21 protein-coding genes and 1 pseudogene are annotated in these 26686 nt (G+C 60.4%); 13 read left to right on the forward strand and 9 right to left on the reverse strand.

The annotated features are described in order from the left end of the window. Positions 1-72: 72 nt before the first annotated feature. Genes BLV07_RS40160 through BLV07_RS49925 form a run of 4 tightly spaced genes read right to left on the reverse strand, consistent with a single transcriptional unit; the run spans position 73 to position 3273 of the window. Entirely contained in the window at positions 73-498 is a 426-nt protein-coding gene (locus tag BLV07_RS40160; RefSeq protein WP_244551379.1) for a c-type cytochrome, read from the reverse strand. Further along, positions 476-2236 (reverse strand): GMC family oxidoreductase, encoded by a 1761-nt coding sequence (locus BLV07_RS40165; protein WP_091897551.1) that lies wholly within the window; start codon positions 2234-2236, stop codon positions 476-478. Before BLV07_RS40165 ends, BLV07_RS40160 begins: the two co-directional genes overlap by 23 nt. Before the next feature lie 11 nt (positions 2237-2247). Then, positions 2248-3093: a gluconate 2-dehydrogenase subunit 3 family protein gene (locus tag BLV07_RS40170; protein WP_210187845.1), complete on the reverse strand. Its 846-nt coding sequence runs from the start codon at positions 3091-3093 to the stop codon at positions 2248-2250. A 51-nt stretch (positions 3094-3144) separates the two neighbouring features. Continuing rightward, complete coding sequence (locus tag BLV07_RS49925; protein ID WP_283806583.1) at positions 3145-3273, reverse strand: hypothetical protein; 129 nt, start codon at positions 3271-3273, stop codon at positions 3145-3147. Positions 3274-3959: 686 nt separating this feature from the next. Between BLV07_RS49925 and BLV07_RS49365 the strand changes: the two genes are divergently transcribed. Continuing rightward, the gene (locus tag BLV07_RS49365) at positions 3960-4070 is read left to right on the forward strand and encodes a hypothetical protein (RefSeq protein WP_176946081.1); all 111 of its coding nucleotides are present in this window, start codon (positions 3960-3962) and stop codon (positions 4068-4070) included. A 141-nt stretch (positions 4071-4211) separates the two neighbouring features. Here the strand turns inward: BLV07_RS49365 and BLV07_RS40175 are convergent, their stop codons facing one another. Continuing rightward, complete coding sequence (locus BLV07_RS40175; RefSeq protein WP_349525588.1) at positions 4212-5138, reverse strand: IclR family transcriptional regulator domain-containing protein; 927 nt, start codon at positions 5136-5138, stop codon at positions 4212-4214. Here BLV07_RS40175 and BLV07_RS49370 point away from each other — a divergent pair. The 7 genes and pseudogenes from BLV07_RS49370 to BLV07_RS40205 form a co-directional block, all read left to right on the forward strand. Continuing rightward, positions 5103-5420: pseudogene (locus tag BLV07_RS49370) on the forward strand (Rieske 2Fe-2S domain-containing protein); the annotation flags it as partial. The gene BLV07_RS40175 and the pseudogene BLV07_RS49370 overlap by 36 nt on opposite strands. A 93-nt stretch (positions 5421-5513) precedes the next feature. Continuing rightward, positions 5514-6359: an aromatic ring-hydroxylating dioxygenase subunit alpha gene (locus tag BLV07_RS40180; RefSeq protein WP_244551382.1), complete on the forward strand. Its 846-nt coding sequence runs from the start codon at positions 5514-5516 to the stop codon at positions 6357-6359. A gap of 10 nt (positions 6360-6369) precedes the next feature. Then, positions 6370-6840 carry an aromatic-ring-hydroxylating dioxygenase subunit beta gene (locus tag BLV07_RS40185; protein WP_091897560.1) on the forward strand — a complete coding sequence of 157 codons (471 nt, stop codon included), beginning with the start codon at positions 6370-6372 and terminating at the stop codon, positions 6838-6840. Beyond that, positions 6837-7820, forward strand: coding sequence for a PdxA family dehydrogenase (locus BLV07_RS40190; RefSeq protein ID WP_091897563.1), 984 nt, complete (start codon positions 6837-6839; stop codon positions 7818-7820). Before BLV07_RS40185 ends, BLV07_RS40190 begins: the two co-directional genes overlap by 4 nt. Continuing rightward, positions 7817-8848 carry a 2Fe-2S iron-sulfur cluster-binding protein gene (locus BLV07_RS40195; protein ID WP_091897566.1) on the forward strand — a complete coding sequence of 344 codons (1032 nt, stop codon included), beginning with the start codon at positions 7817-7819 and terminating at the stop codon, positions 8846-8848. Before BLV07_RS40190 ends, BLV07_RS40195 begins: the two co-directional genes overlap by 4 nt. Next, complete coding sequence (locus tag BLV07_RS40200) at positions 8845-10296, forward strand: MFS transporter (RefSeq protein WP_210187846.1); 1452 nt, start codon at positions 8845-8847, stop codon at positions 10294-10296. The genes BLV07_RS40195 and BLV07_RS40200 overlap by 4 nt, the downstream gene beginning before the upstream one ends. Before the next feature lie 542 nt (positions 10297-10838). Continuing rightward, complete coding sequence (locus BLV07_RS40205; RefSeq protein ID WP_210187847.1) at positions 10839-11792, forward strand: AraC family transcriptional regulator; 954 nt, start codon at positions 10839-10841, stop codon at positions 11790-11792. A gap of 483 nt (positions 11793-12275) precedes the next feature. On the opposite strand, the gene BLV07_RS40210 is transcribed toward BLV07_RS40205, so the two are convergent. From BLV07_RS40210 to BLV07_RS40225, 3 genes are all read right to left on the reverse strand, one after another. Beyond that, entirely contained in the window at positions 12276-12791 is a 516-nt protein-coding gene (locus BLV07_RS40210; protein ID WP_091897575.1) for a hypothetical protein, read from the reverse strand. Between the two features lie 983 nt (positions 12792-13774). Further along, positions 13775-14710: a LysR family transcriptional regulator gene (locus tag BLV07_RS40220; RefSeq protein WP_091897578.1), complete on the reverse strand. Its 936-nt coding sequence runs from the start codon at positions 14708-14710 to the stop codon at positions 13775-13777. Positions 14711-14834: 124 nt separating this feature from the next. Next, positions 14835-15779, reverse strand: a complete 945-nt coding sequence (locus tag BLV07_RS40225) for a LysR family transcriptional regulator (RefSeq protein ID WP_091897581.1) — start codon at positions 15777-15779, stop codon at positions 14835-14837. Between the two features lie 463 nt (positions 15780-16242). On the opposite strand from BLV07_RS40225, the gene BLV07_RS40230 reads away from it, so the two are divergent. Next, positions 16243-22161: an AAA family ATPase gene (locus BLV07_RS40230; protein WP_091897583.1), complete on the forward strand. Its 5919-nt coding sequence runs from the start codon at positions 16243-16245 to the stop codon at positions 22159-22161. Here the strand turns inward: BLV07_RS40230 and BLV07_RS40235 are convergent. Continuing rightward, on the reverse strand, positions 22127-22528 hold the full coding sequence (locus BLV07_RS40235; RefSeq protein ID WP_349525587.1) for a response regulator transcription factor: 402 nt from the start codon (positions 22526-22528) through the stop codon (positions 22127-22129). The genes BLV07_RS40230 and BLV07_RS40235 overlap by 35 nt on opposite strands. Before the next feature lie 1023 nt (positions 22529-23551). Here BLV07_RS40235 and BLV07_RS40245 point away from each other — a divergent pair. The 4 genes from BLV07_RS40245 to clpX form a co-directional block, all read left to right on the forward strand. Continuing rightward, the gene (locus BLV07_RS40245) at positions 23552-24187 is read left to right on the forward strand and encodes a response regulator transcription factor (protein ID WP_091897624.1); all 636 of its coding nucleotides are present in this window, start codon (positions 23552-23554) and stop codon (positions 24185-24187) included. A gap of 566 nt (positions 24188-24753) precedes the next feature. Then, complete coding sequence (locus BLV07_RS40250) at positions 24754-25215, forward strand: winged helix-turn-helix domain-containing protein (protein ID WP_176946079.1); 462 nt, start codon at positions 24754-24756, stop codon at positions 25213-25215. A gap of 254 nt (positions 25216-25469) precedes the next feature. Next, entirely contained in the window at positions 25470-25769 is a 300-nt protein-coding gene (locus BLV07_RS40260; protein WP_091897591.1) for a hypothetical protein, read from the forward strand. Between the two features lie 72 nt (positions 25770-25841). Next, on the forward strand, positions 25842-26686 hold an 845-nt coding region (gene clpX / locus BLV07_RS40265), incomplete at its 3' end, for an ATP-dependent Clp protease ATP-binding subunit ClpX (protein ID WP_091897627.1).

Genomic DNA, 26686 nt, shown 5'->3' on the forward strand with positions numbered 1-26686 from the left:
ACATTAGTCGGCTGTATAGATGTTTAACGTCCGAATGGATGGTGTCTTGCTGACGTCTCGCTCAACGAGCCGCTATTTCAACGTCGCAAGATAGGCAACGAGGTCGGCCCGGTCCGTCGGGTTCTTCAGCCCAGCGTAGGGCATCCTGTTTCCGGGAACCACCTTCTGTGGCGATTCCAGATACGCATCGAGGATCTTCGCATCCCAGACAATATCGGACTTCTTCATCGCGTTGCTGTAGCGGAAGCCGGGAACCGCGCCCGCCTTCCTGCCGATGATTCCTTGCAGGCCCGGCCCGACGCGATCGGCCTGATCCGTAGCGTGGCACGTTGCGCAAGCATTGAAGATGGTTTTTCCGTGCTCGGCGTCCTGCGCGTAGCCTGAATTCGCGGTTGCTCCCGCAAATACGAGCGCCGCGATAAACGCGCCAATCTTCCCTGCGCCTTTCATTGGGAACATCCTTTTTGGATCGGGATCAGAGGTGGCGCGGCCGCGCAACGTAATCGTTGAGATCGTCGCCGAGTCGAAGCGCGAGTGCCCCTAGCGGGCCCGTCGGGTTGTAGCCCGCATTGAAGGGATAGACGGATGCACCGACGACAAACAGGTTCTCCGCATCCCAGTGTTGCAGATGAGGGGAGACAACGCTGGTGCCGGGATCGCTTCCCATGATCGTGCCGCCCGTGACATGGGTGGTCTGATAGACGCGGCTATCGTAGGGCCCTGTCCGGGGCGCTGTCGTCGGCGCAATGTCCGCGCCTGTTGCTTTGGCGATCTCGTCGATCTTCTTCGACAGATAGATGGACATCTTGCGCTCGTTCTCGCGAATGTCGAATGTCATGCGCAGGAGCGGTTGCCCGTAGGCGTCGACATAGGTCGGGTCGAGGTCGACATAATTCTCGCGATGCGGATACCAGCTTCCATGGGCGGTTATGGTGAAATTGTGGGCATACCAATCGGCGTTGGCCTTCTTCCAGGTCGAGCCCCATTTCGGAGTTCCGGGCGGCACTGCACGGCTCGTAATCGGCCGTCCATTGGTCACGTTGGCGTAGATGTAGCCGCCTCCAAAGAAGCCAAGACCGCCGTGGTCGAAATTGTCGCCGTTGAACTCGTCGATCACGGTCTGTGACGCACCGGAGGCCAGGAACGGGTTGATCCAGCGGTCCTTGAAGAAGACGCGCGTGCCGGACATTGTCTGATGGCAGAAATTCTTGCCGACCACCCCGTGACCAGTCTTCGGATTGTAAGGCGTCCCGATCCCCGACATCAGCAGAAACTTAATATTCGACATCGTGAAAGAAGAAAGTACGACGACGTCGGCCGGCTGTTCGTACTCATCGCCGGTCACGCGATCGATGTAGCGAACGCCAGTCACGCGCCTGGCGTTGCGATCATAAAGAATATTGAGAACATGCGTTTGCAGACGCAAGTGGAAGCTCTTGCGCTTTCTCAGCAACGGATAGAGTAGAACTTCGGGGCTGGCCTTGGCATTGGCTTCGCAGATGAAGCGCTCGCAATGGCCGCAGAACTGGCACTGACCAAGCTGCATACCATCGGGATTGGTGTAGGCCTCCGGCGAATTCGCCGCCGGCAACGGAAAAGGTTTGTAGCCTAGCTTCTTGGTTGCCTCGCTGAAGATCACGCCCGCTTCGGTGATAGGCAGAGGTTTTTGCGGAAACTCGTTCTGTCGCGGTGCCTCGAACGGATTTCCGCCCTCCTGCATCCGGCCACGCAGATTTCCTGCCTTGCCGGCAATGCCGAACAGCTTTTCGAACTGATCGTGATAGGACTCCATCTCGGCATAGGTGACGCCCCAATCCTGGATGGCCATTTCAGTTGGAATAGCCTTCTTTCCATACCGGTTCTCAAGGTGGGTGCGCAAAACCGGGTCAGATTCGCTCCAGCGCCAGGTCTGCCCGTTCCAGTGATTGGCCGCACCGCCCATTCCCTCGCCGGGCTTGAAGGCCTGGAGACGCCGTATCGGCAGAGCCGTTTCGTCGTCATTATGGCGAAGGGTGTAGGTCTGGACGGACCAATCCTGAAAGAGATCACCATGCACGTCCCAGCGCAGTTCGTCGCGCTGCGATGGCAGGTTTGTCGCGGCGGTATGGGTGCGGTCGATTCCACGTTCAAGGACGACGACATCGACGCCCTTGGCTGTCAGCTGGCGAGCAGCCAGCGCCGCCGTGAATCCGCCGCCAACGAAAACGACGGCGCGATGTTTCAAGCGTGTAGCCATGATTTCTTCCCTTAGGCGAAGTCGGCGATAGATTTCGGATCGGCAGCACCCGGGAATTGCTTGCCACGGAAATCGATCATGTCTTGGGAATGAATCGCAGGGAGCCCTGGATAGCCAATCGCCTTCCAGAACACTTTGCCGACATTGCCGCCATAGATGGGATCGGCAAAGCAGGCCTGCTCGAATAGCGGATAGACGAGTTCGTTGAACCACGAGGCGAGGTGGACGCGCTCGTCCGTTACCTTGCCGTCGGCAATTTCATGGAGAAATCGGTCGACGCTATTCTCGTCCAATTCACTAAAGGCCTTGCCATTGCGTTTCCGGCAGGCCGCATCCGCGGCGGCGAGTCCCACCTTGAAAAACTGCTCGGGTGTGAGTGGCAATTGATGGCCGAGTTCAGGCTTACCCTCTCGCCAGGGGCCGCGCATATAGAGGCGCGCGCCCTTACCGAAACCACCTGCCAGTTGTCGGTCGATGTAGGCCGCAAGCCCGCAATCGACGCCGCCGGGTGTCAGCGCATCCGCGGGACACATCACGTTGACCATTACCTCGACGAAGCCGGCTTCGTCCGGGCCGAAAGACAGATAGCCGGGCACTGGCGACGGCAACTTGGCGGCGATAGTACTCGCGGACGCATCCACGGCACGGAAGGAAGCCGGTTCAGATGCTTCCGCGAGAGCCGCGGTCGTCGCGGTGGTTCCTATCAGGGCACCCGAAGCCAGCGAAGCGGCGCCCGTGGCAGCGGCAACGCCGAGAAAGCCTCGACGGCTCGGATGGAAAGTCTTGTCGCTCTGATCATTGCTCATCGGAGTTGCAGTCCACTTTTTTGATCGCGGCATAATCGCGTGATCATCCATGTGCGAGGCGGCCCCTTTGTGCGGCGGAAGCTGGGTCGTCTGATGCGGAGCTCAGTTTGCCTGACGCACGTTCGCGGTCGGGCCGGCAAGAGCCGCTCCACTGATCAACGCGAGCGCCGCCGCGGTGCCGGCATCCAGCGAGACGGCGACTGCCAGGCCGACAGTCCTCGGTAATTTCATGGGGGCTCCTTCGCTGCCCGCGCGCGTCACGGCGGCTTAGTCGCAATAGTTTCAATCCTTGTCGAGGCAGCCGCGTCTGCTCGGCCGGCCCAGCAGACTCAAAGATCGGGTACAGCGGACGAAATTAGAAATTCCGTTTGGACATGCATTCGATAGGCGTGAGGTATAGTCTCCAAGAGCGCTGTGCGCCCTGCGTCCGGCCCGTCTGCGATCAGCCGCCGAAGAGTGTGCCGTACTCGGGATCTCGGGCGGCGAGGAGGACATGAAAGGGCACTTCGCGATCACTCTATTTCCCGTCGCGTCGTAAGGCTTCGAAAACGCCATGCCCGCCGCGATCCGTACACTTGGCCGGATAGCTCTTGCGGCACCTCCGTATGGAGCAGGACGATGCACGGCTTTCAGTAGGAGACTGCGAGCGCGCCGTCGCCGAAGAGCATTTCAAGCCGGCTCATGGCCGGACTGTCCCAGATACGGCTGCGCCAAGCGGCGCGAGCCGTGTGTCTGGACGAACGGCGACGGATTGTGGATTCGCGGTGCGATCCGCGGATTAACTTTCCGCCGCGGCGGCGTGCGGTCCGCGGCACCCCCGATTGGGCCATTGAAGGAAACACGCGTTCGATGCACGATTTGACTGCAACGCTGCCCCATAGCGACCACAACCTCTTTCGCTCCGACGTCTCGAGGGACTGTCCCGCCTTCAAAAGACGATCCCGTGCCGCTGGCTGTATGACGAACGGGATTCCGACTTGTTCGAGGAGATCGCGCGGCTCGAAGCAACGCGCGCGGAGAAGACCTAGCCTGGTGGGCGGAGGCCGCAAAGGCGCGGTGGGAGCCGCCTTATTAGGAGCGCCGGGCAATCGACGGGACGCACGGGGAGAAGCCGACACTCCGCGTAGCTTGGATGACCGCCCTCGCTGTACGAACGGCGTCAAAGCGCCTCAGCGCAGCTCTTTCAACGGCTGTGCGATCTGATTTGCGCAGTGGAGCAGCACAGGCAGTAGGCGTTTGCGCAGATCGCTGACTTTGACGCGGGCCGAGGCCGCGCTGACGCTGACGGTGGCAACAATGTCGCCCTTGGCGCCAAACACCGGGACGGCCATTGATCTGATCCCCGGCGCCAGCTCCTCGTCGCTGATGGCGTAGCCGTTCTTTGCGGCAGTTCTGATCGCAGTCAGGATTTCCGGGATCGTGGTCAGTGTCCGTGGCGAGCGTGCGTTCATTGGATGCCGGCTCAACCGCCGCGCGATGTCATCATCGGCATGGTGGCCGAGCAGCACTCGGCCCGTGGCAGAGCAATAGAGCGGCAGATAGGTGCCGACGCGAACGCCGGTCTGGACGTAGTGCTCGGCTTGCGCGCGCGCAATGAAAAGCGATTGATCGTCGTCAAGCACTGCGAGCGAAACCGATTCCGCAACTTCATCGCGAGCGCGCTCCAGCAGAGGCTGCGCGATTTGCGCGAGTTTATCGCGCTCGGACATCATGCCGCCCAACCGGCGCAACCGCGGCAGGGGGCGGAAGTCTCGTCCCGACAATTCCAGGTAATTCAATTCGACCAGAGTGAGAAGGCACCTGCGCGCAGCGGCGCGTGTGGCGCCTGAAGCGCGCGCTGCGTCCGCGACACTCATCACTGGGTGGACTGAGAACGCCTCGATGATCGCGAGGCCCTTCGCGAGCCCCGCCATTCCTTCGCGTTTCTCTTTGGGTCCCGCGATCGCCATAGCGGAGCTCGCCTTGACAGCCGATTTAGAGTGGCTCAAAGTGTTCGAATATGAAGTATATGTTCGATATTCGAACATATACAAGTTCGAGTCAAGCGTAGGGAAGCGCCGATGAATAAGATCGTCTTGCCGCCGGAAAACGCGCATCCGTTCAACTGGCCGGAAGGCCTTACCCGCGTGCCGTATTGGGTGTTTCAGGATCGATCGGTTTACGCAGAGGAACAGCGCCGGATATTCCAGGGATCGAACTGGCACTACCTCGCCCTGGAAGTCGAACTGGCTGAGCCGGGCGACTTCCTGACGACGTACATTGGCGACACGCCGGTTATCGTCACCCGCGATACCGACAATGAAATCTATGCGTTCGAAAATCGCTGCGCCCATCGCGGCGCGCTGATCTGCCTGGAAAACCGCGGCAAGCATCGCAAGGATTTCAGCTGCGTGTACCATGCCTGGAATTACGACCCGCAGGGGAATCTGACAGGTGTTGCTTTCAAGGACGGCATCAAAGGCAAGGGCGGCATGCCCGACTTGTTCAAGATGGAGCAGCACGGTCCGCGCAAGCTGCGCATCGCGATCATTCACGGCCTGATCTTCGGCTCATTCTCCGAGGATGTGCCATCGATCGAGGAATATCTCGGCGAAGAGATTATGAGCCGCATCGAGCGCGTGCTCGGCGGCCGCACGCCCGTGGTGCTCGGGCGCTTCACGCAGGTGCTTCCTAACAACTGGAAGCTCTATATGGAGAACGTCAAGGACTCGTATCACGCCAGCATACTGCATCTCTTCTTCACGACCTTCGAATTGAACCGGCTGTCGATGAAGGGCGGCATCATTGTCGATGAGAGCGGCGGACACCACGTCAGCTATTCGGCGATCGATCCCGAGGCGGTGAAAGATGTCGATTACGCCAAGCAACAACTGCGCTCCGAGAGCGAGTACAAGCTCGCCGATCCGACCTTGCTGGAAAGCTTCGATGAGTATCACGACGGCTGCACGCTGCAGATCCTGTCGGTGTTTCCAACCTTCGTGCTGCAGCAGATCCAGAACGCGATCGCTGTACGCCAGATTGTGCCGCGCGCGGTCGACAGAACCGATCTGAACTGGACCTATCTCGGCTTCGCCGATGACACGCCCGAACAGCGCCTAACGCGCATCAAGCAGGGCAATCTCGTTGGGCCAGCCGGTTACATCTCGATGGAGGATGGTTGTGTCGGCGGCTTCGTGCAGCGGGGCATTGCCGGCGCAAGCGATGATCAGGCGGTCCTTGAGATGGGCGGCACGGAGGCCAATAGCAGCGAGAGCCGGGTGACCGAGGCGTCGGTGCGCGGCTTCTGGAAGGCGTATCGCTCCAACATGGGAATCTAAGGACAGCGCCATGAGTGGTAACTCTCTGCAATACATCACCAAGGCGCAGGCGGATTATGCACGCTGCATCGATGACGATCGTCTCGAGGAATGGCCGAGCCTGTTTCACGGTCCGTGCCACTACAAGATCACGACCGCATCGAACTATCGTGACGGGCTCGAGGCCGGAATCGTGTTCGCCAATTCGCGCGGCATGCTGACGGACCGTGTCTCCGCCCTGCGCGAAGCCAATATTTATGAGCGGCAGACCTATCGCCACATCCTTGGCCTGCCGTCGATCCTGTCAGAGGACGGTGCAAAGGTGCGCAGCGAAACTCCATTCATGGTGGCGCGCATCCTGCAGGATGGTGACACATCGATTTATGCCACCGGGCGTTATTTCGATGTCTACGAGATCGTCGATGGGACGGCGCAACTGAACGAGCGCACGGTGGTGTGTGACAGTTCGCGGATCGACACGCTGCTGGCGCTCCCGTTATGACGCCGAAAGCCGTCGCGCTGACCATTGGCGATCCTAATGGCATCGGTCCTGAAATCGCGGTTAAGGCCGCGGTGCTGTGCGCGGAGGCGCAGGCCGACTCGCGTCCGTTTCTGGTCGGCGATGAGCACGTCATTCAGTTTTATGCTGACAAATTTGCACCCGGCCGAGCGCTGACGCAGGCCGTGACATCCACTGACAGGCAGGCGCTGCTCTATCATCCTGTCGCAGCACTAGATGCCGCGGCCTTCACGCCGGGGCAAGGCCGCGCGGAAGGCGGTCGCGCGACCGTCGCCTACGTCGAGGCAGCGCTCGACCTGATGAAGCAGGGGCGTGCTCACAGCATCGTGGCGTGTCCGCACTCCGAGACCAACGTCAATGCCGCGGGCATTAAGTTCTCCGGTTATCCGAGCCTCTTGGCGCAGCTGAAGAAGGTGCCGGAGGATGAGGTGTTCCTCATGCTGGTCGGCGCCGGGCTGCGCATCGTTCACGTGACCTTGCATGAGCGGCTGTTCGACGCCCTCAATCGGATCACGCCAACGCTGATCGAGCGCGCCATTCGCACAACGATCGATGCCTTGCGCGGCATTCCGCGTCCGCGGCTTGGCGTTTTCGGCATCAACCCCCACGCGGGCGAAGGCGGCCTTTTTGGCGATGATGACGACCGCATCATTAAGCCGCTGGTCGAACGGCTGAAGGTGGAAGGCATCGATATCGAGGGGCCGGTGGGCGCTGACCTGATGCTTGGTCAGCAAGGCTTCGATGCGTTCGTTGCGATGTATCACGATCAGGGACACATCCCGATCAAGCTGCTTGCGGGCCGGAATTCGGCTGCGATGTCGATCGGTGCCGGTTTGATGTTTTCGAGTGTCGGCCATGGCAGTGCGTTCGAAATTGCAGGGAAGGGCATTGCCGATCCCACGCCCGTCCTGCGCTGTATCCAACTCGTGGCAGGTGCCAATCAATTCAAGGAAACGGCATGACGCACCAGATCGCAGTCGAGGACGCCGACATCAGCTTCACCTGCAATGATGGCGAAACCATTCTCGTTGCAGCGGAGCGCGCGGGCTACACGATGCCTTATTCCTGCAGAAAGGGCGTCTGCGCATCCTGCGAAGGCTTTCTGAGCAAGGGCGACGTCAAACAACGCTTGAAGGAAATCACAGGTCCCTCCGGGAAGGTCTTGTTCTGCACCGCCATTGCCAAGAGCGATCTCACCATTCGGCCGCGGCGCATCCAGCGCCACGACCCATTGGCGCGCAAGAAGATCCAGGCGCGGGTGTTTCGCATGTCCCGCCCGGCGGATGATGTTGCCATCCTGCAATTGCGCTTTCCGGCCAGCATTCGCGCCAAGTTCAAGGCCGGGCAGTATCTCCGCATCCGAACGCCCGATGGCGATGAGCGCAGCTTTTCGATGGCCAACGCGCCGCAGGAAAGTGATGGCGTCCAGCTGCACATCCGGCATGTGCCCGGCGGCGCGTTCTCCGAAAAAGTGCTGGCCTCCTTGCAGCTCGACGACAAGCTCGAAGTCGAACTGCCGTTCGGCGATTTTCACCTCCGCGAGGATGATCAGGCGCGTTACGTCTTTGTCGCGACCGGCACCGGCTTTGCGCCGTTGAAATCAATCATCGACGACATGATCCGGCGGCGGCTCAACCTCGAGGCGCAGTTCTATTGGGGCGGACGCAGCAGGGCCGACCTTTATCTCGCGGAGACCTGCGAGAAGTGGGCCAAGCGCTATCCATGGTTCACGTTCGTTCCAGTGCTGTCTGAACCCGACGCGAACTGGAAGGGACGTCATGGACTGGTGCACGCCGCGGTGCTCGAGGATCTTCCGGATCTGTCGGACCGCCATGTCTATGCCTGCGGCAATCCGATGATGATCGTAGCTGCGCGCACCGAATTCAAGACGCGCGGCGGATTGCACAGTGACCGCTTCTACGCCGATGCCTTCGTGGCAAGTGGATCGTCCGACACAAACCAGCTGCAAGTCCTGCAAGCCGTTGAGTGACGATCTCTGCACATTCTTCGTGCCTGGCGCGCGACGCGATCGCCGCGCTGTCATCAAATCAAAAAACAAATCTGGCCAAAAATAATTTGGCCAGCAGAGGTGAGGAAATGAGTACCGAGGTTACTTTTGACGTCCCATCCTTCATTAATTCGCGCCGCACTGGCGTCACGCAGTACGGTGTCGTCCTGTTGTGCAGTCTCGTCATGTTTCTCGATGGTTTCGACACGCAGGCCATCAGCTATATGGCGCCGTCGATCGCTAAAGAGTGGGGGCTCAATAAGCAGCTTCTCGGGCCGATCTTTTCGTCGGCGTTGACTGGATTGATGGTGGGCTATTTGCTCGTGTCGCCGTTTTCGGACCGCTACGGGCATCGCAAGCTCGTCATCATCAGCACCTTTGCTTTCGCGTTGCTGACGTTCGCAACCGTCTTCGCAACCAATGTCACCGAATTGATCGCACTGCGATTCTTGACCGGTATCGCGCTCGGGTCGGTGGTGCCCAGCGCTATCGCATTGACGACAGAGTTCAGTCCCGCGCGACTGCGTGCGACGTTTGTTCTCGCGATCTATTGCGGATTCTCGCTGGGTTTCGTCGCGGCCGGGGCTGTCGCGGCGTGGGCTATTCCTGAATATGGCTGGCGATCGATGCTGTGGATCGGCGCAGCGGCGCCCATGGTCGTCGCAATCCTGGCGCTGATGTTCTTGCCGGAGTCGATGGACTTTCTGATCCGCACAAAGGCGCAACCGGATGCAGTCTGGCGCGTGGTGCGTCGCGTCGATGGTGCGTTGCCGGTGCAGGGGCCGACGCAGTTCGTCACTGAGGCAGCTGAGCGGCGCAGCGCGGTTGGAAGTCTGTTCTCGTCCGGCCGCGCTGCCGGAACGCTGGTGATCTGGGTCGTGTTCATGCTTAACCTGGCCGAATTCTACGCGCTGCAAAGCTGGCTGCCGTCGATGCTGACGAATGCCGGCCATTCTCTCAACACGGTCGCGCTTGCCACCACCATGACCACTGTCGGCGGCATCGTCGCCGCATTCGTGATCGGCCCGGCGATGGACCGCATCGGGCCCTATGGCTCGCTGGCCACGGTTTATCTGGCTGGCGTCCTGTTCGTTATCTTGTTCGGCTATTCGATCGACAAGCCGAGCTGGATGATGGTGTCGACTGCTTTCTGTGCGGGCTTTTGCATCAGTGGCGGACAGAAGAGCGCGATCGCGCTGGCGGCGATTTATTATCCGATGTCGATCAGATCCACAGGCGTGGGCTGGGCTCTCGGGATTGGCAGATTAGGCGGCATTGGCGGCCCCTTGTTGATTGGCGCCTTGCTCGCGTATCACCTCAGCGCGCAACACATTCTCTACTTTGCAGGGATCCCGATGCTGATCGCCGGATGGCTTATCCTTCTGCTCGGGTATTGGTACGGGCGAGATGGCGCTAAAGGCGAAGGTTGAGTGAACTTTCAGTGTCGCCGATACCACCTCGCTAATTGTCCTTCTCGTCGGCAAATCACGACCACCGGCCCCGAGGGAAAAGGCCATCGTTTGCGAGCCGGGCACTGGGGGCAAGCGCTGGGGCCGCATCACCTCGCGTCATTAGGGCGGCCGCCCGGCTCTGCGATCGAAGCTGGGGCCTCCTGCTGACACGCCTCGGCATGCGTTCGCGCGAATTCATAAAGTTTCGCCGGTTGCTGAGACGTTCTGTCGGATTATTCATGTTGCGGCTGAATATATCTAATTCGGCTGCAACCACTAGTCGGTCAGCCACAACGGGCTATTTGTTGAGCATCTTCAGTTAAGGCAACGAAGATCGAACCGATCAAAATCCCAGATCAGGTTGGAGTGCGGAAGGCCTCTTCGCCCAGTTGCGCACGCTGGCTGCCTGCGTGAGATGGCATCCCGGAGCCGAGCTGATGTGGACCTGAACACCATAAAGGCTTCTGGACGTGGCAGCTGAGCCGTTCTGGCGTATATCGCGACAAGACCTCGACAAGTTGATGACCACGTTGGACATCACCTTCGTCAGGCTGTCGGAGTGCGCGCTTGCGGCGGGTGCCCACCTGGCGGTTGCCCGCGCGGAAGCCTCCACCATCCACTACTGTCTTCGAGGCGCCGGGTTCATCCTCCTAGACGACGAAACGCCCATACACCTGATGCCGCATACGCTGGTGATAGTCCCGCCTGGGCGAGCAATGACAATCGTCGCGACGGAGCGCCCGACCACCCCACGGAACGTCGGCAAGCACGGCGAAGGCGCCTTCGCGCCGGGCTCGTCGCACCGGCACACCGTCGGAGACGGGGAGCCGACACTGGTGCTTGTGTGCGGGACCTTCCGAGCCAACTACGGGCCAGCATTGGACTTGTTCGCATCCCTTGCAACGCCCATTGTCGAGACGTTCGACGTGCACGACCAGCTCGACCGCGTGATGGCCTATGCAACGGCGGAGCTCGCGGCCCAGGACGTCGGTGGAGGGCCGATTTCGGCGGCGCTGCTGAAGCTCGTGTTGCTCGCGCTGCTTCGGCGTTGCTTGGTCTCGACGAAAGCGTGGGTGGAGCGCTTCTCGATCTTGAGCGACCCGCCGATCGCACGGGCTTTCGCCGAGATGGCCTCGCGTCCGTCCCTTCCGCACACCATTCAGAGTCTGTCGCACGCCGTCGGTCTCAGCCGCTCAGCCTTCATGGCGCGGTTCTCCGCCGCCTTCGGAGAGTCGCCCATGTCACTGCTGCGCCGCGTGAGGATGCGCCACGCTGCTGACCTGCTCGCAGCCAACGCGCTGTCGATCGACCAGGTCGCCCTAAGCGTCGGCTACCAGAGCCGGAGCAGCTTTACGCGCACTTTCCGCAGGTACTACGGCAGCGACCCGTCAGAATACCGCTCCAAAGCGCAGCGCGCCCCGTTCTCAAGCGCGGGCCCGGCGGAAGATGCGATCGTGGAATCCGACGCCGCGTGAGAAGCGTTCATTCCGCGAGAGCGTAGGCGCCGCCGCGCGCGACCGCGTGAGGTGCGCTGGACGCGACTGGAATCGGCGCACCCAGGCGTCAAGATTCTCAGCAGCGCTTATTCCCTCCCACGTCGATGTGGATTACTGAGCACGCGTTTGAGCCCGACGCCTCGCTACTTGTAGGCGTCGGTGATCTGGTGGGCTCTCGCGACTGATGCCACGACGAAGGACAGGTTGGTACACCTCACCCGACACGTAGCCCGGCACAAGCCGCAAAGAGCTCGACACCAACGGAGACTGCGGCCCGGTCGGCAGTCGCGGCAGCGTCGCCGCTCTGTCTTCGTCGTCGACAACATCCTTGTACTCGAGAGTGTCGAGCCGCGCCGTATCTGCAAACAAAAAGGCCGCGCTGTGCGCCTCAGCCAGGCGCGAGCCAGGCCTGGTTGAAGGAGTCGCGTAGAGCTTATCGCACGTTTCTCAAGCTGTGGAGCATCATAATAGAGAGTCGACAGTCCATCGTTTCGAGCCGGCGAGACCCAGAAATAGGGCACAGCACATCGCAGCGAATACAGAGTAGTCGAATGGCGACTTGATCCCAAACGAGATCGCCATGGCCGAGCCGAATAGGAAAAGGAGGCCCGCGCTGCCGAAAGCCGCCCACCGCAGCGCGAGTCCGAGGACCAGCGTAACGCCAAATAGGAGCTCCAGCACCGTCGCGGCCGTGCCGAGAAAGGGTATCATCCATGCTGGTGCGAATGCATTTACCTTGGCCGCGTAGGCCAAAAATCGCTCGAATGTTCCCCAGGAAACTCCGCGCCCGCCTGGATTGCCGTAGAACCCGAGCCGGTCGCTGACCGACAAGAGGAACGAGACCCCCAATGCGGCGCGGCTTCCCAGCGAAAGAAGATCGAGGGCAAGAGAAGCTCGCTGCTCCGCGGATTGGAGCTTGAGGATGGGTTGGCCACGCGAAGTGCGCAGGATGCCGCGAAGCGCTTCGGTTGTTGTCATAATTGCGCGCTACTACGGGTAGGTGGGGGCAGGAACCTTGGGAGCGGCACGGCGACAGCCAGGCCGACGGTGCTCGACAATTTCATGGGGGGTCTCCCTGTTGATCGCGCGGCATACGGCGCAACGGCTTCAATCCCCGTCGAGGCGGCCGCGCGTGTTCGGCCTGCCCGGCGGACCTCAGCATCGGACGCGGCCCGCGAAATTAGAAATTCCCTTTGGACATGCATTCGATAGGCGTGAGGTATCGTCGTCCAAAAGCGCTGTGCGCGCCGGCGTCCCGTCCGTCTGCGATCAGCCGTCGAGGAGTGCGCCGTACTCGGGGGGCGCGCCGCGTCGGAAGACATGAAAGGGCACTTCGCGATCACTCTTCCCGTCGTGTCGCATCGCTTCGAAAACACCATGCGCCGACCGCATGCCCAGGCCCGACGGCTCTTGCGGCACCTCCGTATGGAGCAGGACAACCCGTCTGTCTTCGATTTGTAGTAGGCGATTGCGAGCGCGCCGTCGCCAAGGGGCATTTCACCGGCTCATGGCTCGGATTATCCCGGATGTCGCTTCTGTCTCTGTCGCCCAAGCCGACAAAGTTAGTAGGCCCGTTAGCGATGGTCTGCCGGCCACAGCCGCGGCGAGCGGCGCAAGCCGTGTGTCTGGACGAACGGCGACGGGTTGTGGATTCGTGGCGCGATCCGCGGACTTGCCTTTCCGCCGCGGGAAATCCCTCGTCTCGAGTGTCGCGACTAGAGGGTCGCGCCGACGCTCTCGAACTCCTTCGCGGCCTGGGCGCACAGCTCAGCGGTGCAGAGCAGACACCCGTCGCCTCGCAACTTACTCAGGACGAGGGCTCTGTTGCTGCGCAGCTGCTCGAAGGAGTGGAGATGGCCTCGGAGTCTGGCGGAAGGAAGTCTGCTGCAGTATCCCCGTCCAACGAGGGCGATGCCACGTCTGTATCGCGCAGCCAGCCCCCCGGCGTGCGCGCGTCGTGGTCATGCGGGCGCGCTTGCCATCTCCGGGAGCGTTGCGTGCGACATGTCCCGGCGGGGAACTTCGACCGACCAGTCGCGAAGCCGCGCGACCTTGACGAAAGCGTCCAGCGCCGGCGAGTAGCGGCGCCCCTGCACAGCCAACAGCCGCACCTGCCGCAAAACCGGGTCGCCTTCGAGAGGAATGGTCTTAAGCGTCGGAAGGCGCGGCATGTGCTCGGGCGCGAGTACCACGCCGAAGCCAGCCGCGGCCATGTGCTGCAGGTGCAAGTCGTGACCGCTGCAGTGGCCCAGGCGCGGCGGTTCCTCGGGGAAATACGACCGTTGGATCTTCGGGGCGACGTCGCATCCGGCGCGTTCCAGCAAGACCGTCTCGCGGAGGTCGTCGATGCCGATCGAGGGACGGTTTGCGAGCCGGTGTGTCGGCGCGAGAACCGCGACGTAGCGCTCCTCGAACAGCAACCAGTCGTCGATGCGGGCGGGAATGTCCTGCACGTCCCCGACCATTGCGGTGTTGATCTCCCCCGCAAGCAAGAGGTCGACGAGCTTCTCGGCTGTCTCCTCACGCAGCTCGACGTGAAGTCCAGCGACGAACTTTGCGATCTCCGCGATCAGATCGAGGATGAGCGACGCCGAGATAGAGGGGGCGAGGCCGATCTTCAGTGGCGCGACCTCCTTGCGTTGGAACTCCTTGGCTCTGCGACGCGCCGTCTCTGCCGAGGCCACTGTGCGCGCCAGCATCGGAAGGACTTCCTTCCCAAGGTCGGTGAGCTGCGTCAGCTGGCGCTCGCGGTAGATCAACTGGCCGCCGAGCTCTTGCTCGAGCTTCTGCACCCCCTTGGTCAGGGCGGGCTGCGTGACATTGCATTGCTCGGCTGCGCGGGTGAAGTTGAGTGTGGACGCGACGGCGAGGAAGTAGCGAACTTGATAAAGCTCCATGGCTCGTTCTCCGTTAAGTTGCTCCTGTCTATACTGACGAGCCGTTGCCTCGACGACGTGACGGGGCGCGCCGCAATCATGGCGTATGGACGCCACTTGCATGCACGCGTTGGAACGGCTCGGTCTATTGGTTTGGACGCACGGACACGCTTTCTGGAGGCCCCGAGAAGCGGGCTAGTTCGCGGCGAGGTGGGCGGAGCTCCCTGAGTAGGAAGTCCGCAAAGGCTCGCGCGGCAGGCTTTATGGTCTTTCCGCCGACGAAGAGCGCATTCACTTCCATCGAGCCAAAATCCCAGTCAGGCAGCACCCGCACGAGCTGCCCGGCCGCGAGCTCTGCCCGCGCGCTGTTTTCGCTCGACGCGGCAATCCCTAGCCCGGCGACGGCGCTTGCCGTGGCTCCTTCGTTGATCGTTATAGCGAGCTGGCTGTCAACGCGCACGGAGGTGACGCGGCCGTCCTTGCGGAAGGAGAAGGTCGGCGAGGGGTGCGCCGGACCGATGATGACCGAGTGGTGCGCGAGGTCCGACGGCGTTGTGGGCGTGCCGCGCTCCCGTAGGTAGTCTGGGGAGGCCATGAGTATCCTCGGCAGGTGGATGATTTTGCGCGCCATCGCGCTCGAGTCGGGCAGGGGGCCGAACCGGAACGCCACGTCGATGCCCTCGGTCACGAGGTCTTGGTAGCGATCGTTCGCCACGAGCTCGATCTTCAGCGTCGCGTGCTGCTTCAAAAACGCGGGAAGCCGCGGGATGATTTCCCTGAGCACGAAACTTGACGATGTGCCGACGCGGAGCGAGCCGCGCAACTCTCCCGTTCCGCGCGCCTCGTGGTCGGCCTCGTCGAGCGCCGCCAGGATCGCCTCGACGCGCATCAGGTACGTCGCGCCAGCCTCGGTCAGCGTCACCGCTCGCGTGGTGCGGCTGAAGAGCCTGGCGCCGACCTCCTCCTCGAGCGTGGCGATCAGCCGGGATGCAGACGGCTGCGACAGGCCGAGCTCGCGGCCAGCACTGGAGAAGTTCCCGACGCGCGCGGCGCGGACAAACAGTCTGAGTGTTGAGAGTCGGTCGTTCATCGCTCGGCGCGCTCTGGGCGGGCTACACGGAGGCCGGGGCCAGCGCGAACGCTGTCAGGATCGAATCGAGCGCGGCGGCGACCGCCACCACAGCGCGGACGGCGGCGATCCTAAGCTCCCCTGCTCGGCGGAAGCGAAAAAGATCGACTTGCTTGCTTCAAGTTCCGTCATCATCTTTCCTTCTGCGTCGCAGTTGCGCTCCGAGTTCCTTTGGGACCAGCGGGTATGGTGCTTATTGACCTGCGTGTGCCGCCGTAGCGAGTAAAGCCGGGCAAATCGCTGCAAATTGCTGCTAAAAAGAAGGAGGATCCACGTCTGCCGCATCCGGCAAGACCATGGGATGGCTGGCATTTCTCGGGCGATGGAGTACGATTTCTCCAGGCTGGAGAGAGGCCGCGCGTGTGGCGCACGAAGAGCTTGATCAGCCGACTTCAAGCCGAAGCCCGACACCGGAGTCTGACAGATGGTGCAGCAGTCGCTGAACATCGCGTACTCGGACGGTAGCTCTCAGGTGTTGTGGGAGGACGGCGATCGCGTGTTCAGCCGTGGCTGGCGACTGGACGAAAATGGGAACCGGCTCGCCGTGCTGCTTGTTGCCCCTGCCACCGACCACCCATCCCGCTCAAGACTCGATCGCCTCACGCACGAATACGAGCTGAAAGATGAGCTCGACACCGCATGGGCGGCGCGGCCGCTGGCCCTCATGCGCGACGCCGGTCGGACCGTGCTGGTGCTCGATGATCTGGGTGGCGAGCCGCTCGACCGTTTGCTCGGTGGGCCCATGGAGATAGGACGCTTCTTGCGCCTGGCTATCGCCGTTACCTCGGCTCTGGGCAAGCTGCATCAGCGCGGGCTCATCCACAAAGACATCAAGCCAGCCAACATCCTGCTCAACGAAGCGAACGGACACGTGCGGCTCACCGGATTTGGCATCGCATCGCGCCTGTCCCGCGAGCGGCAGGCGCCCGAGCCGCCCGAGACCATCGCCGGTACGCTTGCCTACATGGCACCCGAACAAACCGGGCGGATGAACCGCTCGATCGACGCCCGCAGCGATCTCTACGCCCTCGGCGTCACGCTATACCAGATGCTCACGGGCGTTCTGCCCTTAACGGCGGCCGATCCCATGGAGTGGGTGCACTGCCATATTGCCAGAAAGCCGGTGCCGCCAGGGGAACGCTTAGAGAGTGTCCCAGCGCCCGTCTCGGCGATCATCATGAAACTGCTCGCCAAGACACCCGAGGATCGTTACCAGACCGCTGGCGGTGTCGAGCGCGATCTGCGACGCTGTCTGGCGGAATGGGAAGCGCGCTGCCGCATCGATGACTTCCCGCTCGGCCTGCAGGACACGCCGAACCAACTGCTGATCCCCGAGAAACTCTACGGGCGGCGAAGCGAGGTCGAGACCTTGCTCTCCGCCTTCGATCGCGTCGTCAACAGCGGTGCCCCGGAATTTGTCCTGGTCTCGGGCTATTCCGGCATCGGCAAGTCATCGGTCGTCAACGAGCTGCAGCCGGTGCTAGTGCCGCCACGCGGCCTTTTCGCTTCCGGCAAGTTTGATCAGTACAAACGCGACATTCCCTATTCGACTCTTGCACAGGCCTTTCAGAGCCTGATCCGGCCACTGCTCGGCAAAAACGAAGCCGACCTTGCGCCTTGGCGCGATGCGTTACGGGAGGCGCTGGGACCGAACGCAGGACTGATTGCGGATCTCGTTCCAGAAGTGAGGCTCATCATCGGGGAACCCCCACCCGTCCCCGAGCTGCCACCCCAGGACGCGCAACGACGCTTTCAGATGGTCTTCCGCCGTTTCCTTGCGGTGTTCGCCCGGTCGGAGCATCCGCTGGCCCTCTTCCTCGACGACTTACAGTGGCTCGATATAGCCACGCTGGATCTACTGGAAGATCTGTTAATCCATCCGGACGTGCAGCACGTGCTGCTGATCGGCGCGTACCGGGACAACGAAGTCACGTCCGTTCATCCGCTGATGCGCACCCTCGATCGGCTTCGAGCTGCTGGAGCACCGGTGCAGGATATCGTCCTTTCGCCCCTCGCCCTCGAACACGTTGGCCAATTAGTTGCGGATTCGCTCTACTGTGACTGCGAGGGTGCGGCTCCGCTGGCGGAACTGGTGCTTGAGAAGACAGCCGGCAATCCATACTTCGTGATTCAGTTTCTTACGGAGCTGGTCGAGCAAGGATTGGTCACATTCGATTACAGTGCGGCGCGCTGGCTCTGGGATCTCGTCCGCATTCACGCCAAGGGCTATACGGATAACCTCGTCGACCTCATGGTTGGCAAGCTGAGTCGCCTGCCGATTCGCACCCGAAAGTTCTTGCAACGGCTCGCCTGTCTCGGCAATAGAGCCGAGTTTGCACACCTCGCAATCGTCTGCGAGTATTCAGACGAGGAGCTACGTCGTGAGCTGCAAGAAGCTCTGCAAACCGAACTCATCGTCATTTTGGAGGGCACCTGTCGTTTTGTCCACGATCAGGTCCAGGAAGCGGCGTACTCGCTGATCCCGAAAGGCCAACGCGCCAAAGCTCACCTCCGAATTGGCAGGCTGCTGGCGACGCATATCCCACCTGAAAAGCGGGACGAAGCCATCTTCGACATCGTAAATCAACTCAACCGTGGCGTTGCGCTTGTTAATTCACGCGACGACTGCGAACAGATAGCCGAGCTCAATTTAGTGGCTGGCAAGCGCGCCCAAGCGTCCGCCGCCTACACCTCGGCTCTCAGTTATTTAACGGCGGGTTTGGCACTGCTGCTCGATGATTGCTGGCAACGCCGCCATGATCTTATCTTCGCGCTTGAGTTGGCGCGCGCACAATGTGAATTCGTGTCCGGCGCGGTTACCGAAGCTGAGGAGCATCTACATGTACTTTCGACTCGAGCTGCGACAACGGAAGAGAAGACGACCGTCGCGTGCTTGCGGGTTGATTTGTACATGTCGATTGACCGAAGCGACCATGCCGTGACCGTTGGCCTTGAGTCGCTCCAATCTTTGGGCATCGACTGGCCCTCGCGTCCAACGGAAAAAGAAGCACGGCGCGAATATGAGGGCATCTGGTCCTGGCTTGGAAGTCGACGAATCGAAGATATCATCGACTCTCCGTTGATGAGCGATGCCACCTCCCTCGCGATGCTGGATCTCCTGATAAGGGTCGCGGTCCCGGCGTTCTTTTCGTCGTCACATTTATTTGCCGTTGCGGTCTGCAGGGCGGTCAGCTTGAGCCTTGAACGGGGCAACAGCGATGCCTCGTGTATTGCCTATGAACTGTTCGCTATGTTGGCCGGGCCCCATTTTGGCGACTACGACGCAGGATATCGGTTCGGGCGCCTTGGATGTGAGTTGGCCGAGCGACCTGGATTGAACCGCTTCCAGGCCCGGACGTACGAAACCTTCGGGTTCGTTATACCGTGGACGAAGCACGTTCGGTCTGGTCGAGATCTTTTGGTTCGTTCGTTCGAGATAGCAAATCGCAACGGTGACATCACTTATTCGGGTTACGCCTGCGGTCAGATAACAACCAACTATCTCATGGCGGGAGATGCGCTTGCTGACACGCAAAAAGAAGCAGAAAAGGGCTTGGAATTTGCAAAGAAGGTACGGTTCGGGCTGATCGTCGGTTGGAGCACTGGACAGCTCGGCCTCATTCGCACGTTGCGCGGTCTGACGAAGAAGTTCGGCTGCTTCGACGAGGAGGGATTTGATGAGGTCAGGTTCGAGAAGTACCTTGCCAGTAATCCGGCCCTCGCTCTTCCAGAGTGCTGGTACTGGATCCGCAAGCTGCAAGCCCGCTATTTTGCCGGCGACTACGCTGCGGGCATCTACGCGGCATCGAAGGCGCATCCGATGCTGTGGACATCATTGTCGCTGTTGGAGATGGCCGAGTATCACTTCTATGGCGCACTTTGCCGCGCGGCGGCCTGGGATCTCGCGACGGCAGACCAGCGACGCATATATCGGGATGCTTTGTTCGCCGATCGTGAGAAGCTTGAAATTTGGGCGCGGAATTGTCCAGAAAACTACGAGAATCGTGTCGCCCTCGTGGACGCTGAGATCGCGCGTATCGACGGTCGCCGTCTCGATGCAGAAGACCTGTATGAAGGCGCCATAGAATCCGCGCGATCAAACGGATTTGTGCATAACGAAGCACTTGCGAATGAGCTTGCGGCGCGCTTTTACCGGACGCGTGGCTTCGAAAAGATTGCGAATGTCTATTTGCGAGACGCTCGTCGTTGCTACGTCAGATGGGGGGCCGATGGAAAGGTGCGGCAACTCGACGAGCTCCATCCGCGGCTGAGACAGGACGAGCGCACGCCCATGCGAACAGGCACGATCGACGCACGGGTCGAACAGCTCGATCTCGCGACGATGATCGAAGTCTCACAAGCGCTCTCCGGCGAGATGGTGCTGGAAAAGCTTATCGACAAACTGATGCGCACAGCCCTCGAGCGCGCCGGCGCCGAACGAGGTCTTTTGATTGTCCCTCAAGGTGATGAGCTGCGGATAGAGGCCGAAGCGATCACTAGTGGAGAGAATGTAAAAGTGCATCTGCCGCGAGGGGCCGACATTGCAGCGGCGCTGCCGGAGTCGCTGGCTCGTTATGGAACGCGCACTCACGAGACGGTGATTCTCGATGATGCATCATCTCGGAATCCGTTCTCTGGCGATCCCTACATCGTTCAGCGTCGCGCGCGTTCCATTCTTTGTCTACCGTTGATCAACCAGCGAAAACTCATCGGCATTCTCTACCTTGAGAACAATCTCACCCCGAACGTGTTCACGCCAGGCCGCGTCGCTGTATTGAAGGTGCTTGCGTCGCAGGCGGCGATCTCGCTCGAAAACTCGCGGCTTTATGACGACCTCGCGGATCGGGAAGGGAAGATTCGGCGTTTGGTCGACGCCAACATCATCGGGATCTTCATTGCCGACCGCGAAGGTCGGATTCTTGAAGCCAATGACGCGTTTCTACGTCTCGTAGGATATGGCCGTGAAGACTTGGTTTCGGGCCGCGTGCGTTGGACCGAGCTGTCCCCGCCCGAATGGCGCGAGCGCGACGTACTCACCCAGGCTGAACTAAACTCAACCGGCATCGTTCAGCCCTTCGAGAAGGAGTATTTTCGGAAAGACGGCAGCCGCGTTCCGGTGCTTGTGGGCGCCGCGCTGTTCAAGGAAGGAGGCGACGAGGGCCTTGCATTCGTGCTCGATTTGACAGAGCGCAAGCGTGCGGAAGAGACGCTGCGGGCGAGCGAAGCGAAGTTTCGGGCAGCCATTGACGGGATAGCCGGACTCGTTGCGATCATGGCTCCGAGCGGCGAACTCGAATCCGTCAACAGCCCACTCACCGAGTATTTCGGCCGGACTGTTGAAGAGCTGAAGAACTGGGGGACAAGCGATGCAGTACATCCTGAAGACCTCCCCCGTGTCCTTGAAGCTTATGAGAGGTCACTCGCCGCTGGTACTCCCTTCCATCACGAACTACGCCTGAGGCGCTTTGACGGAGAATATCGGTGGTTTGAAAATCGCGGCGCCCCAATTCGCGACGAGTCCGGGCGTATCACGCGCTGGTACTGCCTGCTAACTGACATCGACGATCGCACACAAGCGTTGGCGCGGTTGCAGCAGATGCAATCGGATTTCGCCCACGTGAACCGCGTGAGCATGATGGGAGAATTGGCAGCCTCGCTCTCTCACGAGATCGCGCAGCCGATCGCCAGCGCGCGCAACAACGCCCGGGCGGCCCAGAATTTTCTGAGGATGCAGCCGCCGGACCTGGGCGAGGTCAGGGAGGCACTCTCCTGTGTCGTTGGGGACGCTGATCGAGTTGGAGAAATCATCGATCGCATCCGAGAGCAAATCAAGAAAGTGCCGCCGCCAAAGCAACGTTTCGATCTTAATGCGGCAATCAATGAGGTGATCGTATTGGCGCGAAGCGTAACCCTCAAAAATCGTGTTTCGGTCCAGACCCGGCTTGCGGAGGGGTTGCTCCCGGTTCTGGGGGATCGCATTCAACTGCAACAAGTCTTGCTGAATCTGATTCTAAATGCGGCTGAAGCGATGAGCTCGGTTGACGAGGAAGCAAGAGAGCTGTTGATCAGCACCGAGCAGGACCAGGCAGGCGCCCTCGTGGCCGTGCGCGATTCCGGGCCGGGCATTGATCCGGCGTATCTCGATCGGGTCTTCGACGCCTTCTACACCACGAAGTCCAGTGGAACAGGCATGGGGTTGTCGATTTGCCGCTCCATCATCCATGCTCATGGGGGCAAGCTATGGGCGGGAGCGAACGAACCTCGCGGCGCTGCATTTCAGTTCACGTTGCCCGACGCCGGAAGCGAGCTCACGACTCCTCTTCAGGCGAGCCACCGGAACTGAGAGCCGCGCAAACACATCGTGTGAGATGGTCCTCATCCACCGGCTTACGCAGGTAACACAAGACCCCATCGTTCAGGGCGCGAGCCCGGTCAGCATCGCTGGGAAACGCCGTCACGAGGATTGTCGGTATCGCGTTGCCCGTGTCGACAAGGCGCCGGTAGAGTTCGAGCCCGGTCATGGCAGGCATATGGATGTCAGCGATCAGGCATGCTGTTTCGGCCAGCCGCGGCGAGCCGAGAAAATCGGGTGCAGACGAGAAAACTTCGACCGTATAGCCCAGCGATCTCATGAGCCTGTACATGGACTCACGAAAGAAGGGATCATCTTCAACGACCGAAACCAGTACCTTTTTCATCATACCGCCCATGGCCGTTCGCTGGACGCGTCTACGGGCAGACAACTATCCAATTGGAGTGGAGCTCCGCGCCGAATTGGCTGTCAGCTCAGAGAATGCCACCAGCGTGCCGCCTGTGCCCCGTAAACTTTGGTTTATCTGGATGATGATTGCGATGCCAATCCGGCATGGCTTGTGATCGAGGCGTCCGCCGGACGAAAGCAGTCGCGGGATCGCAGCGGGCGACGTCAGGACGCGTCCAAGCGTCCTAAGCCTTCGTATCATCGACCCGCCCCTTTTGGATGCCAGAGCTTAACCTGCGCGCAATTGAGCGGTTGATGACATTCCTCTTAGTCTTGGTGCATCCGAAATGTGCACGGGCCAAAAGGAGAACACAATGCCTTACCGCCTGGAAAGTCACAGTTCTGATAGGGCCATGCGATGTGCGGTCTGTGAGGGCAAGTTTGGCCTCGTTCGGCACTATTCATGGCGAACGCCGCTTTGTTCCAGGGAGTGCGTCGATCGCCTCAAGGAGCGCCGCCAAAGTGACCACAATTGGATGGGCTGGTTCCAAATCGTTCTTGACCAGCCCCCTGAAAACCATGCGAGGGCGTCGTGACGAGTCAGATCTCACAAGGAGGCAAGCAAGTTTGAAGAGAGTGCAGACTTTGCTTCGCGGATGCCAAAACGATGACGGACCGAGCAATTGCGGCTCAACTTAATGGACTTGCCGACGACTACGAGCGGCGAGCCGAGAAGGCTTCGCTCAAGGATGGAAAGCATTGCTTGGTCCGCTGTTAGCACTGCATACGAGCGCATACGTGAGCTGATGGCCTGAGCAAGTATCGGCCGAGCGAGATCGAACTTAGGCCGAAAGCCGACCAGAGCTCGGACGCGAGCGAGCTGCATCAGCGCGCGAGCTTTGGTTTACCCCGTGCGCATCCTTCAGAAAAAAGGACTGTTCAGGTTCTAGGATTGGGATTAGAAATGCGATGTCTGCCGGACCTGCAAACCACTATGCAGGCTGATTTTCGCGATCTCTTCCGAGTGGCAGCGATGTCTGAGGCAACCTCCACGGTATTGGTCATCGACGACGATCCGGATCTCCGCGCGTCGGTCGGGCGCCTGCTGCGATCCCTCGGCATTAACGTTCAGCTATTTGCCTCCATTTCCGACTTCCTCAAGTCCGATCCACCGGATTGCCCCACTTGCCTGGTGCTCGATATCAGATTGCCCGACCAAAGCGGCCTCGATTTCCAGCGTGAGCTAGCTGCGGCGAACAGGGAGATCCCGATCATATTCGTCACCGGCCACGGAGACATACCGATGTCTGTGCAGGCAATGAAGCGGGGTGCGATCGAGTTCCTGACCAAGCCGTTCCGCGACCAGGATCTTCTCGATGCCGTTCAGCTTGGCTTGGCCCGGGATCGTGCGCGGCGGGAGAATGATAAGGACTTGGTCTCCCTTAAGCAGCGTTTCGCCTCCCTAAGCCCCCGGGAGCGCGAGATCGTAATTCAGGTGGCGCGGGGCCGTCTGAGCAAACAGATTGCTCACGATATCGGCATCACCGAAGCCACCGTGAAGGTGCATCGCAGCAGGGCGATGCAGAAGATGCAGGCCGGTTCGCTTCCAGAACTCGGCCGGATGGCTGACAAGCTCAAGCTGGTGCCTGATACGCCGCAGCGCTCTTAAGGTCTTGGGCGAGTTTATTCGCAAGGCCGGATGAGTTAAGCAGTAGCGCGATCTCCAAAGCAAATATCAAGAGAATGGCCGGCGGGCACTACGCCGCCGACCTTTCTTGCTACTGCGGCTCTCGGGTCCGGTTCCGCTGCGATTCTCTGCACCGAGTTCCAGAGCGAACCAGGAGCGGGCTGCTGTCCACTTGGCAGTCAGGGGACCGCCGTCTCTATCGTAACTCGGTGCAGCGATGTACGGAGGAAGTTTCATTAACGAATCCGACGCCGATTGATTGATCACGAAGTGCCGCGCGGTTGCGCGGTTGTTGGGCGACGGTGTGATTTGCGCCAAGTGCTGCCATCACGACTGAGATATCCTCTGACTTGATCCCGCCACAGCACTTACAATCTGCCGTCCAGTTGAAGCCGTCGCCCGGCTTCTAAATCTAGGTTTACGCGATGCAACCAATCGGTCATTGCGACCCACCCGCGTGGAATAGCTCGCGACACTCCAAATGGTCAGATTACGGGTCACTAGCATCTTTTGCCTGGATTAGTCTTGTCAAAGCAAGTGAGGTCAGTATGCGATCGACTGCAGCTTTCGGACGCTTGGAGCAATTTGATCTTGAGCCGCAGCTTAACGTCGTACGCATCATCCAGCACCCCGCTGCGGCCAGGCCACTCTTCGCGAAACGAACCGAAGCAACCGGCTCGACGCCAACAGAGGTTTCGTTCGGACCGTTTCGCCTGCTTCGAACGCAGTTCCTTTTGCTGGAAGGTGACAAGCCCGTGCCTCTTGGAAGTCGCGCTCTGGAAATACTGATTGCTTTGCTCGAACGCCACGGAGAGTTAGTTAGCAAGCAGGATTTGATGGCTCGCGTTTGGCCCAATGTTTTCGTTGAACCCGCCAACCTCACGGTTCATATGTCAGCGTTGCGTCGCGCGTTGCGCGACGGTCGGGACGGGAATCGCTTCATCATCAACATCCCCGGACGCGGCTACTGTTTCGTCGCCTCAGTCGCGATATCGGCTCGCGAGAATTGAGCGCAACAATTTAGCTAGAAACTACAGGCGACCGATCCGCAGCGGACTGGGTGTAGCGCCGTCAAATCGTTAAGAGGGAAAGGGCGGCGGCCTCTCTGCCGGCATCCGAAACAGTCACTCGGCTTTCTAAGCCAAGGTTTATGTGGCGCAACGAGAGCCGTACCATCGAACAACCCACGTGCAATAGAAAATAGACCGCCAGAAATGTAAGTCTCGTCGCGACAACTCGCGTCTGGAGGCCGCTCATGAGGATCATGGCTGTTCTCATCGCTTCTGCTCTGATCAATGCACCTACAATTCCCGGTTTTGCGGCGGAGTCCACGTTAAACAAGGATGTTGATGCCGCTCGCGCTGTATCGGCGATTGTCCACAGCAAATCGGATAATGCGGTCGACAATGGGAAGACTTGTCGCGCCTACGCCGCTTCATTTTATGAGTCCGAGATGCTGCGGCAAGCCGCTGCCGAGCGCGCCGACGGCGCACGGATGTTTACTGCGCTCAATTCCGTGATCAACGCTTTCAACGACCTGTTTGCGACGAAATGCGGAAGCTGATCCTCACCACCACGAGGTCCTCGGATGATCATGTTCCCGGTTATGACCACTTTGATGTGGTTTGAGGCCGCGATGTCGGTTCAGTCACTCTCCAACAATGCTCTTCGCAAACTGATCGCGGGTCCCACGGTCTTCATCTGCGACGAGTGCGTCGAGCTCTGCATGGACATCATCCGCGAGGAGAACAAATCCTCGCTGGTCAAGTCGCGCGACGGCATTCCGACGCCGAAGGAAATCTGCAAGGTTCTGGACGACTACGTGATCGGCCAGAGCCATGCGAAGAAGGTCCTGTCGGTCGCGGTGCACAACCACTACAAGCGCCTCAATCACCAGACCAAGCACAACGACGTCGAGCTCGCGAAGTCGAACATCCTGCTGATCGGTCCGACCGGTTCGGGCAAGACGCTGCTCGCGCAGACGCTCGCCCGCATCCTGGACGTGCCGTTCACGATGGCGGACGCGACGACGCTGACCGAAGCCGGCTATGTCGGCGAGGACGTCGAGAATATCATCCTGAAGCTGCTTCAGTCCGCCGACTACAATGTCGAGCGCGCCCAGCGCGGCATCGTCTACATCGACGAAATCGACAAGATCAGCCGCAAGTCCGACAATCCCTCGATCACGCGCGACGTGTCGGGTGAGGGCGTGCAGCAGGCGCTGCTCAAAATCATGGAAGGCACGGTGGCTTCGGTCCCGCCGCAGGGCGGCCGCAAGCATCCGCAGCAGGAGTTCCTGCAGGTGGATACCACCAACATCCTATTCATCTGCGGCGGCGCCTTCGCCGGCCTCGAGAAGATCATCTCGGCGCGCGGGCGGTCGACCTCGATCGGCTTCGGTGCCCAGGTGCTCGCGCCGGAGGACCGCCGTACCGGCGAGATCTTCCGTCACGTCGAGCCTGAGGACCTTCTGAAATACGG

The sequence above is a fragment of the Bradyrhizobium sp. Rc2d genome (assembly GCF_900099855.1).
Taxonomy (GTDB): domain Bacteria; phylum Pseudomonadota; class Alphaproteobacteria; order Rhizobiales; family Xanthobacteraceae; genus Bradyrhizobium.